Annotated in this window: 10 protein-coding genes, 5 tRNA genes and 1 pseudogene; 14 read left to right on the plus strand and 2 right to left on the minus strand. The window is 46.4% G+C overall.

Annotated features, from left to right (window positions below):
• Nucleotides 1-7: 7 nt before the first annotated feature.
• The 13 genes from E6W40_RS21810 to E6W40_RS21870 all read left to right on the plus strand — a co-directional run bounded on the left by E6W40_RS21810 (nucleotide 8) and on the right by E6W40_RS21870 (nucleotide 11,518).
• A tRNA-Lys gene (locus E6W40_RS21810) sits at nucleotides 8-83 on the plus strand.
• 16 nt (nucleotides 84-99) lie between these two features.
• A tRNA-Gly gene (locus tag E6W40_RS21815) sits at nucleotides 100-174 on the plus strand.
• Nucleotides 175-182: 8 nt separating this feature from the next.
• A tRNA-Arg gene (locus tag E6W40_RS21820) sits at nucleotides 183-256 on the plus strand.
• 10 nt (nucleotides 257-266) lie between these two features.
• Nucleotides 267-349, plus strand: a tRNA-Leu gene (locus E6W40_RS21825).
• 7 nt (nucleotides 350-356) lie between these two features.
• Nucleotides 357-433: transfer RNA gene (locus tag E6W40_RS21830), tRNA-Pro, on the plus strand.
• Nucleotides 434-773: 340 nt separating this feature from the next.
• Nucleotides 774-974, plus strand: a complete 201-nt coding sequence (locus E6W40_RS21835) for a cold-shock protein (RefSeq protein WP_136607680.1) — start codon at nucleotides 774-776, stop codon at nucleotides 972-974.
• 79 nt (nucleotides 975-1,053) lie between these two features.
• Complete coding sequence (locus tag E6W40_RS21840) at nucleotides 1,054-1,266, plus strand: cold-shock protein (protein WP_136607681.1); 213 nt, start codon at nucleotides 1,054-1,056, stop codon at nucleotides 1,264-1,266.
• A 644-nt stretch (nucleotides 1,267-1,910) separates the two neighbouring features.
• On the plus strand, nucleotides 1,911-4,583 hold the full coding sequence (locus E6W40_RS21845) for an Ig-like domain repeat protein (RefSeq protein ID WP_136607682.1): 2,673 nt from the start codon (nucleotides 1,911-1,913) through the stop codon (nucleotides 4,581-4,583).
• A 283-nt stretch (nucleotides 4,584-4,866) separates the two neighbouring features.
• Nucleotides 4,867-6,603 carry a sensor histidine kinase gene (locus tag E6W40_RS21850; protein WP_136607683.1) on the plus strand — a complete coding sequence of 579 codons (1,737 nt, stop codon included), beginning with the start codon at nucleotides 4,867-4,869 and terminating at the stop codon, nucleotides 6,601-6,603.
• On the plus strand, nucleotides 6,600-7,658 hold the full coding sequence (locus tag E6W40_RS21855; protein WP_136607684.1) for a response regulator transcription factor: 1,059 nt from the start codon (nucleotides 6,600-6,602) through the stop codon (nucleotides 7,656-7,658). Before E6W40_RS21850 ends, E6W40_RS21855 begins: the two co-directional genes overlap by 4 nt.
• Nucleotides 7,659-7,825: 167 nt before the next feature.
• Nucleotides 7,826-9,544, plus strand: a complete 1,719-nt coding sequence (locus E6W40_RS21860) for an extracellular solute-binding protein (protein WP_136607685.1) — start codon at nucleotides 7,826-7,828, stop codon at nucleotides 9,542-9,544.
• A 180-nt stretch (nucleotides 9,545-9,724) separates the two neighbouring features.
• A complete protein-coding gene (locus tag E6W40_RS21865) occupies nucleotides 9,725-10,615 on the plus strand; it encodes an ABC transporter permease (protein ID WP_136607686.1) in 891 nt (296 codons plus the stop codon).
• 15 nt (nucleotides 10,616-10,630) lie between these two features.
• Nucleotides 10,631-11,518, plus strand: a complete 888-nt coding sequence (locus tag E6W40_RS21870; RefSeq protein ID WP_136607687.1) for a carbohydrate ABC transporter permease — start codon at nucleotides 10,631-10,633, stop codon at nucleotides 11,516-11,518.
• 204 nt (nucleotides 11,519-11,722) lie between these two features.
• On the opposite strand, the gene E6W40_RS21875 is transcribed toward E6W40_RS21870, so the two are convergent.
• Complete coding sequence (locus E6W40_RS21875; protein ID WP_136607688.1) at nucleotides 11,723-12,514, minus strand: sensor domain-containing protein; 792 nt, start codon at nucleotides 12,512-12,514, stop codon at nucleotides 11,723-11,725.
• Between the two features lie 248 nt (nucleotides 12,515-12,762).
• On the opposite strand from E6W40_RS21875, the pseudogene E6W40_RS21880 reads away from it, so the two are divergent.
• Nucleotides 12,763-13,917: pseudogene (locus E6W40_RS21880) on the plus strand (IS1182 family transposase); the annotation flags it as partial.
• Nucleotides 13,918-14,268: 351 nt separating this feature from the next.
• Here the strand turns inward: E6W40_RS21880 and E6W40_RS21885 are convergent.
• Nucleotides 14,269-17,076, minus strand: a complete 2,808-nt coding sequence (locus E6W40_RS21885; protein ID WP_136607689.1) for a cohesin domain-containing protein — start codon at nucleotides 17,074-17,076, stop codon at nucleotides 14,269-14,271.
• Nucleotides 17,077-17,290 lie beyond the last annotated feature (214 nt).

Raw genomic sequence — 17,290 nt, forward strand, 5'->3', positions numbered from 1 at the left:
TAATTGAGAGCCATTAGCTCAGTTGGTAGAGCACCTGACTTTTAATCAGGGTGTCGAAGGTTCGAGTCCTTCATGGCTCACCAGTTTTATAATTTATATGCGGACGTGGCTCAGCGGTAGAGCATCGCCTTGCCAAGGCGAGGGTCGCGGGTTCGATTCCCGTCGTCCGCTCCAAATATTTTGCGCCCTTAGCTCAGCTGGATAGAGCGTTTGACTACGAATCAAAAGGCCAGGAGTTCGAATCTCTTAGGGCGCGTTTTCTTTAAGCCGGTGTGGCGGAATTGGCAGACGCGCGCGACTCAAAATCGTGAGGGAAACCGTGGGGGTTCGAGTCCCTTCACCGGCACCATCGTTATCGGGATGTAGCTCAGCTTGGTAGAGCACCTGGTTTGGGACCAGGGGGTCGCATGTTCAAATCGTGTCATCCCGACCATTACCCGCTTATTATAGCCAATTTATAAAATGATTGAGAAACGCACTTAACCCTTGATAATTATGTTGAGATCACTTGGGAAGTGTGTTTTTTTGTTGCATAGGCTGTACCGCTGAAGATTATATAGTGTCATGGTTAACTAAAGGTGAATGGATTGAAGTGGAAATGCAAGAAAAGTTGTAAATCAGCTCCAGTTGTGTGTTATAATTAGTTTATTGGAATTTCGACCTGAAGTCACATATTGTAGAGGGTTATGATTTTGATTATCTAGCCTTGTACAATATGTGATTTTTTTGAATTTGAAGATCATGTAATTATGAAAGTATGGAGGTAATGGATCATGGAACAAGGAACAGTAAAGTGGTTTAATGCAGACAAAGGCTTCGGTTTTATCGAGGTTGAAGGCGGAGACGACGTATTCGTGCATTTCAGTGCAATTGTTAGCGAGGGCTTCAAATCGTTGGATGAAGGTCAACGCGTTGAATTTAATGTAGTACAAGGCAATCGAGGCCCACAGGCCGAGAATGTTGTTAAACTATAATTGCTGTTAGAAAGTCCCAAAACATAGTTTTGGGACTTTTTTTTTCATCATTATTCCGGAAGAGAAAGAAGGATGCTGCTTGTACTATTCACGGAAAAGACAGATGATTGATCTTCCAGAGGAAATGACAACGATATGGTCATGCACCAATAAAAAGTGCAATGGATGGATGAGGAACAACTTCGTTTTTTTGATTCAACCGATTTGTGGCCAATGCAATTGCTTCATGGAAAAGGGTGAGAAAATGCTGCCTATTCTAGCTAATACAAGTCCTATTCAGACAAAGCACTAAATAAAGCGAGGATTGATGAATCACAAGGGCCACTATCTACACCCGTAGAAGCGTATGTGGCGTTGTCTTCGGACAGGGGTTCGACTCCCCTCGCCTTCTTGTTTATGGACTAAAATGTAGACGAAATGTCTACAATAATGGTTCTTCTTGATTAACCTAATAATACTCTTTGAATTATGATTTTAAATGATTTTTTATTACAAATTTACCAACTATACCTTGAGCTGAACTGCACCCAATTGTTAGATATGTCTAACAATCGGGTGCAGTTTTTTATGGTCAAAATTCAGTATGACCTCTCTATTCTTTTTTTAATTATATATTGGATGATACATGATAATTGTAAAATTATTTCAGTTTGTCACGTGACATTATGGTGACAGGAGTAACTATTATTTAAAGTGGATTATTTATATAATTAATTGATTATTCAAAGATACAGTCACGAAATACAGGGCCTAGAGCCTAACGAGAAGGACATATTTTAGAAAATGAATTTGCGTTACATAGGCATTCTTGATGCCCCAAACGATTCAGGATCTTGGCTTAGTTTAACCCAATTAGTCGAGATTGACGGTGAACAGATCAGTCTGGACACGCTAGCAAATCAGAGTTTGATTATATGAAATTTGGAGGTATTGACAGTGAGAAAATTATCATTACTCACAAAAAAGGGGTTATTCGCGAAGTGTTTCCTAATACTTGTAATTGCATATGGCTCTGGTTTTTTTTCTGGAGAGGCTTATGCAGCCAATCCCGTAAGCGTATCTCTGGCAGGGAATGCCGTTACAGTTACTCATGGTCAAAGCGTGACATTAAGTTCAACGGTTACAGATACTTCGGTTAGCGGTAATTCCCCTGTGGGCTCTGTTACGTTTACTGATAATGGCACTCCGATTCAAACGGCTCAGACTTTGATTGAGCAAACACCTGAGATTATTACATTAGCTTCGCCTCCGGGTAATATTCCAAGTGGATACAAACAAGCGTGTATGATTGATGGAAGAGATAACTATCCGGTAGGTTCTCCCACCTGTCCTGTTTTGAAATGGGGGGAGTATACGTTCTGGGGATATAGCGATACAGATAATATGGGTTATTTCAATATTGTGCAATACAATAAGGATGGAGATATCGTCAATCAAAATATCTCCAATACAGGAGCTCGATATTTGTATAAAATCGAGCTGGACAACATGAACCATACGGTTTCTTTTGTTGGGCAAGCGGATCAGAAGGTAACATCAAACTTAAACTCACTGAAAGCAGCCAACGGTATAGCCTCAATAACGACTCCTCCATTATCGGTTGGCGTTCATGAGTTTAAGGCAGAGTTTAATTCAAGCGATGGCAACCATAATAATAATACATCATCCACCTTCGTGGTAAATGTTTCAAAGATCGCATCCCCGGTTTCATTGACAAGCAGCGCTACATCGTCGGTTTATGGTGATAAGGTGTCTTTTACAGCAGAGGTTCCCTCTGTAAGTGGTCTTGTTCCTAGCGGTGCTGTCACTTTCTATGATGGAAACGTAGAGTTAGGGATTGTAACTTTGGGGAATAGCGGCGTAACCTCCGCGGTCTATGAGACGTCAAGTCTTACGTCAGGCGTTCATACGATTACTGCGAGCTACAGTGGTGATAGCAACTTTGAATCAAGCACATCCTCAGCTTTGACACATACGGTTAATCACATCGAGTCGAATCCTAGTCTGACCTCTAGTTCAGCCCAATTAACTTACGGCTCAGGCGTAACGTTCACGGTTTCCGTACCATCCATAAATTTGGTTCCTGTCACAGGTAGCGTAACGTTTAAAAATGGAACTACTCTATTATGTAACGTTCCTATGGGGACAGATGGCACCGCACAATGTTCTGTACCCTTGTTATTAGCTGGTAGCCATACCATTACTGCGAGCTATAGCGGTGATAGTCACTATAAAGATATAACGAAGAGTTTGCTACAAAACGTGAATAAAATAGAGTCGCAAATGAATATGAATGTTTTACCATCTACGATAGTCGTGGGGGGCTCAGTTTCAATTGATGTACAAGTCGGTACGCTTGGCAATGTCATCCCTACAGGTACTGTTGATATTATTATCAATGATCAGACAGTCAGTTCGTCCGAGCTTGACGTGAATGGCAGTGTTCATTTCAATTTACCGCAGCTTTCTGTTGGATCGCACAAGATCGAGGTATCTTATCGAGGTGCTGATAACATCAAGAGTAGCGTGTCGACGGCACAGGTTATAAACGTGCTGAATAATAATAACGCAGACTTGAGCGGTATTGTCCTGTCAGGCGGCAGCGGCTCATCATCGACGCCCTCAATCGATACAGTTACCTCGACAGACGGTACACTAAAGCTTCCCGTCGGTAAAACGGGTCAGGTTAGCTTGGGCAATGCAATCAAGATCTCGATTCCTGCTCATGCTACAGACAGAGAGCTGATATTAACGATTGGAAAAATGACGGACTCGTTAAATCTGATTACGAAAAATGATGATCTGGCTAGCCCGATATTCGAAATTCTGAAGAACTTCTCGGAGAATTTCAGCAATGAGATTACGATGACCTTTACCTTCGATCCGAATAGCTTGAAGGGCGATCAAGAGGCTTGCGTATTCTACTATGACGAATCGAAACAGGTCTGGGTGAAAGTCGGCGGCGAGGTAAACGGCAATACCATTACCGTCAAAGTTAATCACTTCACGAAGTTCGCGGTACTCGGTGTAGAGAAAGATTCAGATTCCACGTCAAACTCGAAGCAGCCGACAAGCTTCAGTGATGTCTCCGGGCACTGGGCGGAGAATAACATCAAGCAAGCGGTTAGCGCCGGTATCGTCAAGGGCTATCAGGACGGCAAGTTCAAGCCAGATCGTACCGTAACGCGAGCGGAATTTGCGGTCATGCTGATGAATGCCCTCAACCCGCAAGGGGATGAAGTAGCCCTGACGTTTATCGATAAGTCGAAGATCGGCGCCTGGGCGCAGAAACCGGTTATGCAGGCGGTATATGCAGGCATCATTACAGGCTATGAGGACAGCACGTTCCGTCCGGATGCCGAAATTACACGCTCAGAAGTGGCAGCGATGATCGCCAAGGCTTTGGCTCAGTCGATAGAAGAGAAGACAGCAACGGGCTTCGCGGACGACAAATACATTCCGGACTGGGCGAAAGGCGCAGTGGCGGCCATGAAAAACAGGGGTATTATTGAAGGTAAAGGCACGAACCAATTTGCTCCGAACGATAATACCACAAGAGCAGAAGCGGTAACGGCACTGCTGAGAATGCTGGCGCAAAAGAGCATGTAAAGCGAACCTTTTAGTTCACGACATCTATCGAGAGGCTTTGGCCCGCCTTATCTGATTACCGATTCTCGAGAACCATTTCGATGGACCCGCTCATTGAGCGGGTTTTTACTTTTTCCAGGATTGTTAATGTTGATGGTTAATACTTGTGCAAATCCCCGCAACTTTCCTCCTTATCAGGAAGGATAAACACGCCCAACAGCGAATATTGTTCCATACTTGTTGTGAGGTGGTGGAGATAAAAGGCAATCGCTCCTTAAAGGCTGCCCGTAGGAAAAAAGGCTTCATGTCTATGCTGCGTCAACGGTTTGTTTTCTCCTCTCTTCGCAAACGAATTATGATGTTTTTGACCGTTGGCTTTGTGGGATGCGCCGTCTTGATGGCGTCGGTCTCCTACAATGCGATCTACACGATGCAGCGCGATAAAATCAAGACTTCGATGGCTTTTGATCTGTACCAGCAAAGGTCCAAGCTGAATCAAATGTACAATAACCTGCTTCAGGTTACCCAGCAGATGACGCCGGAAGGCACAGTGGGCAACCTGATGGAGACGTATGTCTCTACCGTAGACATTTACAGCCAGCGTCTTCTCTCCCGCGATATTTCCTACAATATTGGATTAATTACCTTTTCGAACCCGGCTATGGAGCTGGTCATGTACTACAATCCCGCAAGCGGACAAGCTCCCTATTCGAATTTGCCGCTGCGCGGAGACTTCAAGCTGCAATCATTGCCCAATGTGGCAGGGATGGAGACACTGAAATACCAGTCCCCGCATAAATCTCTATGCCGATTCAGCGATGATCTGGTGGTGTCGGTAACCAGGGAAGTTCAATTTTCAGATGGTACGCAGTTAGTCGTTTATGTTGAAGCCAGGACGGATATCCCCGCCGATATGAACTCACTTTCAGCAAGCTTGAATATGCCGTATGCACTTGTTTTCACCGATACGGCGGACCGGGTGACCTATAGCAGTAATTCAGCGGCCTTTGCGGCCGGAGAGCGGTTGATGTTAAACGGGGAATCGGGCATGACGGGTGAATATGTATGGAACCGGATGAAAGGCGATTACGGTTACAATATTGCGCTGCTGCTTCCCGTCTCCAGTTACAATCACGAGCTTTATACATGGAAAAATCACATGCTATGGATTCTCGCCATTGCCCTCCTGATGATGTTTACACTCACTTTGTTATTGCGAAGGCTGATTAACAGGCCTTTTCGATTGATCGAGAAGGAAATGAGGACCTTTGGCAAGGGCTACATGGGCACCCGTCAATATCATACGGGGATCGATGAATTTGACCGGTTATTCGATCAGTTCAATATGATGAAACGGCAGATTCAGCAGCTGATTATGGATGTGGAGCAGAAGGAAAAGCGCCGGCATCAGCTGGAGATCGAAAAACTTGCCTATCAGATCAACCCGCATTTTCTGATGAATACGCTGAATTCGGTACGATGGCTGGCGGTCATGCATAAGCAGGAGGAGATCGAGAAATTTGTTTCCTCGTTAATTATTTTGCTGAATTATAACTTGGGCAAATCAGAGGAAACGGCTACCTTCCGCTCGGAAATACAGATCATGCGAACGTATCTGGAGCTGCAGCAAATGCGGCATGACTTTGAGGTGAAGCTGGATATTGCGGAAGAGGCCTATCTCGATAGCCCTGTTGCAAGATTCATCCTGCAGCCCATCGTGGAAAATGCCGTCTGTCACGGCCTTGACGATAACGGCAAGCTGGAAATTATCATTTCGCCCGATGAAACAGTGCAGATGGTGCGCATCATCATCCGCGACGACGGCAAAGGGTTGAGCCAGGAGACGCTGGCCTTGCTGCAGCGCGACACGCCGGATCAGCAGCAGACGGGCTGGGGAATTGGGCTTCGGTACGTCCGGTCCATGCTGGAATCCTTTTATGGCCGTAAAGCCCGCATGGATATCGAAAGCATGCCGAATCAAGGCACAACGGTTACGTTAAATCTTCCTTATCTCCATCCCAGAAAGGAGAGAGCGATTTGATCCGTGTATTAATTGTTGACGATGACAAGCTTGCTCGCAAAGGATTGATCTCAATTATGCCTTGGTCCAATCACGATATGATGGTGGTTGGGGAAGCGGCAAATGGTGCAAAGGCGCTGGAGTTTATGGAAACGCATGAGGTGGATCTGATGTTCGTGGATCTCTCGATGCCCGTCATGTCGGGAATGGAGCTGCTTCAAGTCATGCGCCAAAGATTTCCGGATCTGCGCGCCGTTATCTTATCGTTTCACGAAGAGTTTGAGAATGTACAGACGGCTTATCGTATGGGCGTGCTCGATTATATCTCCAAGGTGCGCCTGGAATCGGAGGACGACGAGCAGATCCTGAAACGAATCCGGCAGCAAATGACAGGTGAAAGACTTGAACGTACCGTCAAGCCTCCTGCGTCATCCCCCGGGCAAAACACTTGCTCACAAGAGGAAGAAGAGTGGAGCAGACTGGAGCAGGGGTGGCGTTCTCACTACTGGCTCTATAATGAATCCGTCTTCCAGCGCTTATGCAAACAGACCGTCGAAACAAAGATTTCCTTCCGCCGTCTGGAAGGGCTGTTCATGCGTGTGCTATCACAAATGGAAACCGTTTTTGAATTGGATGCCGATTTCCGGTCCGAAGCAAACGATGTCCGGTCGGCTGTGGAATGGATGCGCGATTACAGGAACCGTGTCTATGCGCAGGTTGGGACATCCACCCATTTTACGAATACGACGAACAGCATTCTAAAGGCTGTGTTATTCATTCGCGAGCAGGCTTCCAATACGCTGCATGCCGAGAACGTCGCTGATCATGTGCATATGAGCCGAAGCTATTTTTCCCAATGCTTTAAGAAGCTGACGGGCTCGACATTCAACGATTACTTAAAGCAAGAGCGGATCAGAGCAGCCGAGAGATTACTGAGCGAAACCAATCAGTCGATTGCGTGGGTTGCTCATGCCGTTGGCTATAACGACTCCAAATATTTCTCTCAGCTCTTCTATGAACAGACCCGCCTCTTGCCCTCGGAATTCCGGGCCCAATTTCATAGGGGGGATGATTGATTACAATCTATCGAACAAATATCTACCCCGGCCTATTACCCATCACAAAACACGGCACATCCGTCTGACTTTTTTTCTCCGCTTCCCATGTACAATGAGAAGGCAAAGGATGAAGCACTTGCTTACGAAGTAAGAATTGCTTCGCGATTCTTTTAAGGAGGGATTAGATGAAAAGGAATATGGCAATGCTGCTTTCCGTCGTATTACTTGGTCTAAGTTTGACAGCATGTACTTCTTCCAAGGACTCATCGAATGATTTGAAAGCGTCTCCAAAACCGGATTCAAGTTCCACGACCCCGGCACTATCAGGAGATGACCTGGCCTTCTCCAAGTTTCCTAATCCGGTTGATGTTCACATCGGCATGGTGGTGGATCCGACAGACAAAACGCTGCCGGAAGGCGACAGCGTAAGCAACAACCAGTACACGCGTTACCTCAAGGAAAAGTATAACATCAACGTGATTGTGGATTGGACGGCAGCCACCGGCAATGATTTCAAGCAGAAGGTCAGCTTAACGATCGCGTCGGGCAAGCTGCCTGACGGTATGGTCGTCGATGACCGCTCCTTCATGACCAAGGCGGCCAGTTCGGGACTGCTGTATGACATTACAGATTTGTTCCAGCAGTATCAATCCTCGCAGGTGAAGGACATTATGGCGAGCACCGACGGCCGCGCATTGGAAAACGCAAGCTACAAGGGCAAGATGGTTTCGCTCCCGAACATTACGGTGGATACCGATGGCGTACACGTTCTATGGGTCCGCAAGGATTGGCTCGACAAGCTGCAGCTGCCGGTGCCAAAGACGACGTCGGATATCGAAAAGACAGCAAAAGCATTTATGGATAACAAGCTTGGCGGGGACAAAACGATAGGTATCGCCGGCCCTTCCAAAAATTCTTTCCCTTATTCCACTTTCCTCCTATCCTCCAACAATATGGGTGGATTTGATCCGATTTTTGGCGCAATGGATGCTTATCCAGGCTACTGGCTCGACAATGGGGACGGATCGGTATCGTACGGAACGCTGACGGACAATACGAAAAATACGCTGGCTTTACTGGCGGATTGGTACAAAAAAGGCCTTATCGATCCCGAAGTGGGTACCCGTGACAACGTTGGGGATCCGATCAATGCCAATCAGGCGGGGATTTTCTTCGGCCCGTGGTGGAATGGTGGCTACGGCAACGGCGACTCCTTCAAGAATGACCCGACGGCGAACTGGCAGGCCTATCCGGTCTATTCCGACGATAATAAGTGGAATGCGCATATGAAGACGACGGGCAGTACCTATACCATTATTAGCAAAAATGCCAAGCCGGATGTCGTCAAGGCCATCCTCATCATGAACAATGCCCTGGTGCGCGATGAAGCGACCTTTGATTTGTCGGTAGCTGTGGGCTGGTACCCGCTTCGCAACGTGATGGCCGCGGCCAATGAGACGGAATACGAATATGCCGAGCTTCTGAAAGTACTGAAGGGCGAGACCCAGCCCGAGGACTATAACAAGCCCAATAGCTTGTACAAGCTGATGTATGCCGATGCGAAAAAGGTGAAGGACGTCATTAAGGCTCCGTACGACGATTTGAATGTCAGCAACTTCAACACGGCTAACTTCGGCGACTTCCAGCGCCTCTATTCCATCATGATCGGCGATCGTCCGTTCACAACGATTCCAATCGATAAGAAGGTGTATAGCGTAACCTACAACCAGACCCCGACGATGGAAACGAAATGGGCCAACCTGAAGAAGATGGAGGATGAGACCGTTCTGAAAATCATCCTTGGCCAAGCGCCAATCGACTCCTTTGACAAATTCGTGAAGGATTGGAAGGCTCAAGGCGGAGACGAGATCACGAAAGAGGTCGCGGAGCTCTTAAAGAAGTAATGATGCAGAAGCTTGCGGAAGGCACTGGCGGTTTGAAGTGCCTTTAGCAAGCTTTGCTATCCTGCTAGATAAATTGAACTAAAGAAAGGGAAGCACATCGCCTGTATTCCGGATGGAATTAAGGAGAATCGAGGTTAAACTTTAGTTCATTTTATATAGAGAGACGGGAGGTTAGCCGTAATGAGAAAATTGGGCCATCAGAAACACTATTATTTGATGCTGCTGCCGGGTATGGTCTGGCTTGTGATGTTCAGTATTGTGCCTATGTTCGGCATTGCGATGGCATTTCAGAATTATAATCCGGGAGCTGGATTGTTCAAATCCGAGTGGGTCGGATTGGATAACTTCAAGTATATGTTTCAGCTCAATGACAGCAAGACGGTGATTCTCAATACCTTTATCATCGCTGTTGGCAAAATCGTGTTCAATTTGCTCATTCCGCTCATTTTTGCCATTCTGCTGAATGAGCTTCGCAGCTTGCGTTACAAAAAGCTGGTTCAGACCGTCGTATATCTGCCGCACTTTCTGTCGTGGGTTATTATGTCAACGATTGTGATCGGAATCTTCGGCTATTATGGCGTCGTCAACACGGTCATTGGCATGTTCGGCGTTGATCCCAAGCTTTTTATGGCGGATGCGGGGATATTCCGGCAGCTGCTCATCGGCACCGATGTGTGGAAGGAGTTTGGCTATAACGCGATTATCTACCTGGCGGCACTGACAGGCGTCAATCCCAATCTGTATGAGGCGGCCGCCATTGATGGCGCCAACCGGTGGCAGTTGATCCGGCGCGTCACGCTGCCTGCGCTGACGACCACGGTTGTCCTGCTAGGCGTCTTGAGTTTAGGCAACGTACTGAACGCCGGATTCGATCAAGTGTACAACCTGTATAATCCGCTTGTGTATTCAACCGGAGATATTTTGGATACATGGGTGTACCGGCTGGGCTTGCAAAATCTTCAGTTCTCGCTGGCGACGGCGGCCGGTTTGTTCAAGTCGGTCATTAGCTTTGTGCTGATATTCATATCCTATCGTCTGGCATATCGCTATGCCGATTACACGGTATTCTAAAAGGAGGGCGCTGCATTGGTCAGAAATAAAACGTTAGGCTCACGGACGTTTGAAATTGCCAATATCATCGTCCTCGGCCTCCTGCTCATTAGCTGCATATACCCGCTATGGTACACCTTCTGTGTATCCATCTCCGACAAATCCGCCGCTAATGCAGGCTTGGTTACCATTTTCCCCATCGGCTTCTCCTTGTCGCCGTATAAGGAAATTATCAACGATCGCCTGTTCTTTAATTCGTTCTGGATTTCTATCCAGCGGACCGTGCTCGGCACAGGGTTATCCTTGCTGATAACCGTGTTAATGGCTTATCCACTGGCAAGGCCTAAAAAAGATTTCAAAGCGCGCAATGCGTTCATGTGGATTCTTGTCTTCTGCATGCTGTTTAACGGAGGACTGATCCCGTGGTATCTCACGATTCAAAACTATCATTTGCTCAATACGATCTGGGCGTTAGTGCTTGGCGGAGGCGTGCCGGTATTCGACGTGATCCTGATCATGAACTTCTTCCGCAATCTGCCGAAGGAACTGAATGAGGCAGCCGTCGTCGACGGTGCCGGTCCTTGGTCGATCTTGTTCCGGGTATATATCCCATGCTCCATCCCCGTTCTTGCTGCAGTCGCGCTATTTCTTAGCGTGTATCACTGGAACGAGTTCTTTAATGGCTTGGTGCTGATGAACACTTCCGATAAATATCCGCTCCAGACCTATATCCAGCAGCTTGTCGTCAACATTCCGGTTGGCACTAATCTGACCCCCGAACAATACAAGAAGCTGTCGGAGCTGTCTAACCGGACGCTGAATGCGGCCAAGGTATTTATCGCCATGGTGCCGATGCTGGTCGTATATCCTTTTCTACAAAAGTACTTCGTATCCGGCATTATGCTGGGCGCGGTGAAAGAGTAGGGCTTGGTTAAGCATCACAAGGCGAATCGAGGTTTTAAACAGCCAGTGCTCACCCCCACGATGTACTTAAAAGGAATTAAACCGTGAGCATCTTTTCGATGGTCCACGCGTTTGATTCTTTTTTTATTAAGAACTTGCGGAACAAACCAAAAAAAATAGACCCCCATCGTAAGGTGCGGGGTCTATTTACTGACGGTCAGTAAGTTAAGGCTCTCTATAGGCTGGCTGCATCATCCCTTGATTGGGCTGATCCTCTTGGTACTCATCATATGGCGATTGAACCGACGAATACATTTGTGCTTCCGCGGACACTGACGGCTGTTGATAGGGCTCATCCACATACAGGATTCTGCGCTGAATTTGCATGAGCCCATTCACGACGTGAAGCGCGATCCAAGAGATGACAAGGCCAACGCCTACATACAGCAGATATTGCTGATTATAGGTCCAATCGATATGGAAATAACTAAACAAGTTATTCTCTAAAATATCAATCTGCATTTCATTCATCAAAATGATGTGTACGACAGGGAGCGCAATAAATCCTAGTCCTAGCGAAATCACCGTTACCATAATAACAAAGAAGACAATGCCTGTTACAAATCTCAGTACGACGAGCAGCAGATTCCGAATGAATAGCGCACCGTCAAAACCTCTCACCATTCGCACCAACCAGTTCCGTCCAGCTTCAGGCTGTGGATGGTAGGTATTCGAAGCAGCCGGATGCGGTAAACCCAAAATATGTCTAATCATGCCTTGTTCAAAATTGACAATCCCATTCAGCAGCCTAGCTACTCCAAAAAACAGCGGTATTCCGATAAATATCGGAGTTAAACCGATGGATAGCGCAAGTCCCGTTGTCGCTATTGTAAAATAGATAATCCCTAATGGGAGGGATAGCAATAAATAGAGAATCGTTGCATAGGTTTTCGGATTAAAAAACACCCAATTCACCTTGCCGTTTGGCGCCTTTGCCGGCGCTTCTTTTGCCTTCACATTCAAACACTCCTTTGGCTTCATACGTCACGCTCTGAGTTATAAATCCATTATATCCGCCTTATTTGCCTGGCATAACCGTCTTAGGGAGTGTCTGAACCTAGACTTTAGACTAGGTCTTTCCTGTTTAGATGAACTTATTGAAGCAAAGATGCTAATTTTCCGCGATCCTTTCTCTATCTTTTTGGAGGTATGTAATTGTTTCGATAGAGTTTACGGGAAATGTTAAGGGGGTCGATGAAAGGTACATCTCCTTGGAACATTATTTCGTAGATGGTACCAAGATTGAGGCCAATGCCAATCGTTACACCTTCGTCTGGGGTAAAGCGGTCAGCAAACACAAGACCAAACTGCAAGAGAAGGTACATGCACTTTTCTCCACCATCGAAGCCGCAGAGCATCAGGAAGAGTGCGAGCATCACGGCAAAGACCTGACCGAACTCGGTGAGGCTTCCGAGTTGGATAGCAGCAAGCTCGAACAAGTCACGCAGCAACTGGAAGCTCAGCTGCTGAAACATCCCAAGGATACCCCCTTAAAGAAAGCCGTTCGGAAGCTTCGGAAGGACTTGCTTCCAAGACTTGTGAAGTACGAACATTACCAAAAGTTGCTTGGAAATCGAAACAGCTTCAGCAAAACCGACACGGACGCCACCTTCATGCGGATGAAAGAAGACCACATGCGAAATGGACAGTTAAAACCGGGATACAATGTGCAGATTGGCACGGAAAATCAGTTCATTTTAGCCTACAGTGTCCACCAAGGACCCACGGATACCCGTTGTTTAGAGCCGCATCTGGAAATAGCACGGCGGATCTTGGGGCAACATCCACAGACAATCATTGCAGATGCAGGCTATGGAAGTGAAGAGAACTATGCCTATCTGGAAAAGGAAGAGATCACAGCAGTCGTTAAATACGGCAGTTACCATAAAGAAAAGAGCAAAGCGTGGAAAGCAGATGTGAGTAAAATCGAGAATTGGACGTACAACGCAGCCGAGGATACCTGGACGTGCCCCGCCGCGCAAACACTGCATTTCCACAGAGAAAGTAAGGAAACACTAGAAAGTGGATATGAGATTCGAAGGCGTCATTACCGAAGTCAAAGCTGTGAAGGCTGCCCGCTGAAAGATCGGTGCACAGTAGCGGTAAGTCTGGAAAGGCTGCGATACCAAAGTCAAGCCCGGGAACGCCTCCGAAGTGAGGAAGGCTATGCCCTGGCCGTACGGCGAATGATGGAGCCGGAGAGTGTGTTTGGCCAACTGAAAAACAACCGGGGCTTCCGGCGGTTTCTGCTTCGCGGCATGAAGAAAGTGACGCTGGAGGTCGGATGGCTTTCGCTTGCCCATAATATGCTGAAGCAAGCCGGAGTAGAGCAAAAGCGCAAAGGAGCGATTCTCCAATAACGGGAGAATCGCTCCTTTTTTGGATCCCAAAATAAAACGGAGCTGTCTCTGTCGTGGGAAATCCACTTATGAGACAGCCCCATTTTCATTCATTGTATTAAAGATTTTCTTTATAGAATGAGGAAACGCTCCTAAGCTGTAAATTTACGTCGGTAGGCAGCCGACGACAGCTTGTTGACTAGAGGCTTTTTTCAATGTCCGTTATATGGCGTCTTCATCAAAGCGGTTAGTTTTAAACTTAAACTGAGTCATTTGACATTGAATTTTATAAAAAAGATCCCGATTATAGAGGTCCTTTCACAACGTATTCACACGCATGTCTTTGAATGCTGCCAACAGTTTATTGTATGCTTACTTCACAATTTTACTAGCAATGAATCCAAGGTCTAGGATATCAATTTTGCCGTTCCCATCCATATCCATTTGCTTGATTCGGTCCCAATCCGCACTAGTCGAATTTTTACCGTAGTTTGCCGCTACAAGCGCAAGATCCCCGATACTCACCTTACCGTCATTGTTAACATCGCCAGGGATAACCGGTGGCACGTTCTCTGGCGTAATCTGGATTTTGATCGAAGAAGGAGTCCCCTTCGTTTCTGCCCCTGTATCATCACCCATAGTCATGTCCGTCACTGATAAGGCTGTCTCTACTGACTGCTGAACGGTCTTTGCTTTAAAGACCAGATTTAGCAGATCCACATCAGAAGGGAGGGCATTTGCCGCTCCTGTGCTCGCCATGATAAATCGCAGCTTGCCTGGCGCATTGTTCAAGGTCTCTACAAGGCTGACTTCCTCCTTCTCTGACTCAACAGACATAAACTCGACAAGGTTGGAGTCATAGTCCATGCGAGTGTCGAGCGCATACACGCTTGGTCTCACATCGCGCATTCCTAATTTAACGTTAAAATCCTTGCCCGACTGCACGCTGTCAACAGCGGATAGCGTTGTTGCTGTCTCCGCAGATGCAGAGGATGAAGAAGACTGAACTTGACCTAATGCATACCAGCCTGTGCTCGTCATTATGTCTTTAACCGCAAGTTTAATGGCTGGCGTATTCTTTTTCGTGCTATCTACAATCGCTACAGCCAAATCATACGTTCCATCTGGAATGCTACTGAATTTAAAATCCCCGGTGTAGCTATACGTTTGACCTTTGATCCAATCGGCTGGTTCTGCTTTATCGATACTCATCGTCACCGGTTGCTTCGTTTTCGGATCAAGCAGTGCAAAGGCAACCTTGTATTTATGATCCCAGTTTGCCAGATCGTTAGGTAGTTTACCTACTCCGGTGTTCTTCCATGAATGATAAATCTTATAGGATGTATCAGGCTTCATCGTGGTCGGGTAGACGGCCTCATTCAGAACAAAGCGATAACCGCCTTGCAGTGCAAACTTCTCGACCAACGCCGGATGGTTAACTGAAAATTCAATGACATCCTCCGGATGCCTTAGATCCAATGTATTGGCATGTGTATACAACGCATCATTAACAACTCTGGTTAACATATCGCCAATCGGCTTATTCTGACCATCGCATGAAGTGGCTCTGGATACGAAATTTTGATAGCAATTTTCTGCAAAGACCGGAACTTCCGGCCAACGAGCAACGATTCGGTCTTTTTGTGTTTGATCGAAATATACCGGACTGCCGTAACTATCTCTTCGAAGTATAAAACCTTTCTCTTTGTAAGCCCAATCTTGCAACGCCCAATCAAAACTGCTCGCGTCTTGTTGACCAATCAATACGTGTTTGAAATTGTCTGCGTATAAATTGACGATCCACTTAAAGGTGTCGTCTTTCTCCGCTTTCGTCATACTGTGACTAAATGTGTACATCTCCCCCCAATACCCCATACCGCCGCCATCAACAAAATCTACGATACTTGGATCATCGTATTCCTTGGCAAATGCCCGAACAAACTTCTCGAATTTCTCTCTGAATTTTGCATCGGTGACAACGGGGGATTTGAAGTTAGGATTGGAGGCGGTAGGGACCCCTTTTGCACCAGCATCAAATACAAACTGCGGTGTCGCTTGCATATGTACGTCTTGGCTGTCAACGACAACGCGGAAAGCGAGCTTTATATGTCGATCGAGAGCCATTTTCACATAGGCTTTATAATTCTCGTCTTCATTCCAAGCATAATGTCCTTCTGTGGGTTCCATCCGGGACCAAGGGACACGAATATAAAGCATATTGGCAGCATCTATATAAGGATCAACCGTATCCCAATATGTCTGGGCATTCATATTACCCATCGTATTTCCGCCACCGCCAAATTCCTCAACATACATTACCCAACCCATCGCAGGATTTTTGATGATGCTTGTTGTATCTTCTTTAGGTAACGTCGTTATATAATTTTCAGGGGGCTTGCCCGGTACAAGAACTTGAAGAGCTGAGGTGTTCGCTTTAGTCTGATCTGTTAGTTTGCTGACTTCAAGCACAACGGTTACCTTCTCATCGCTCGGTAAAGGAGCTATCGTACCATCTAACGCAATGACGTCTTCCCGATCAGATGAATAAATTTGAACGATAAATCCAGCAGGGACATTTGGAAGATCGAGCACTAATTGACCTCTGCCGGGCTGCTTGATGCTTGTGATGGATCCGGCTACACTGCTCGAAGAATAATCGAGTTTCCCCCATACCTGTAACTCCATAATGACATACCCACTCCATGTTTGAGCCGCAGATTTCACTTTAATACGAAGCTTACTCGTGGATATCTCCGGGAAAACAATATCCAAGGTTTCAGCCGCCTGTTCGTTTTTTGTCCAATTAAGGACGATATCTGTTTTGGCAACCTGCCAAGACTGACCGTCAAAATACTCGAGGTCCATCGTTTTAATACCTTGCTTCGGACCAAAATTAGCGGACAACGAGATTTTGCTCGTGGTCACCCTATTGGTGCCCCAATCGAGCGTTACATACGCAGGCATCGTAAAATTGCTGCTTACCCATCCTATTTGCATGCTATCGTCATTGATGCTGCCGATCGTATTCTGGCTTGTACCAGCCGTTGTGCTTGCAATCGCTTTCAAAGCTACGTTCGTCTGCTCCACCGTCGAATCAGCCGACGCCTTTGGTACAGCATTTCCCATATAGGTTAGCAGCATGACACAGATAAGGAATAAAGAAAATACGTTTTTCTTCACTACTACATCTCCTTTATTTTGGCTTTGTATGTCAAGACGTCTGTTACCAAGACCGGTTGAACCCGTGATCCTCCTCCTTTGCTTTAAGAATCTTTTTGTATTGCAATTTTATTATATGTGAGGACTGTAATTTTACAAATATGTACAATTCTTAGTTGGCGTATATAATAATTGATGAAAGTGCTCTCATCACATTTCTAACGAAGTTTAGGTT

The organism is Paenibacillus dokdonensis, assembly GCF_004916975.1.
In the GTDB taxonomy this organism is placed as follows: domain Bacteria; phylum Bacillota; class Bacilli; order Paenibacillales; family Paenibacillaceae; genus Paenibacillus_AQ; species Paenibacillus_AQ dokdonensis.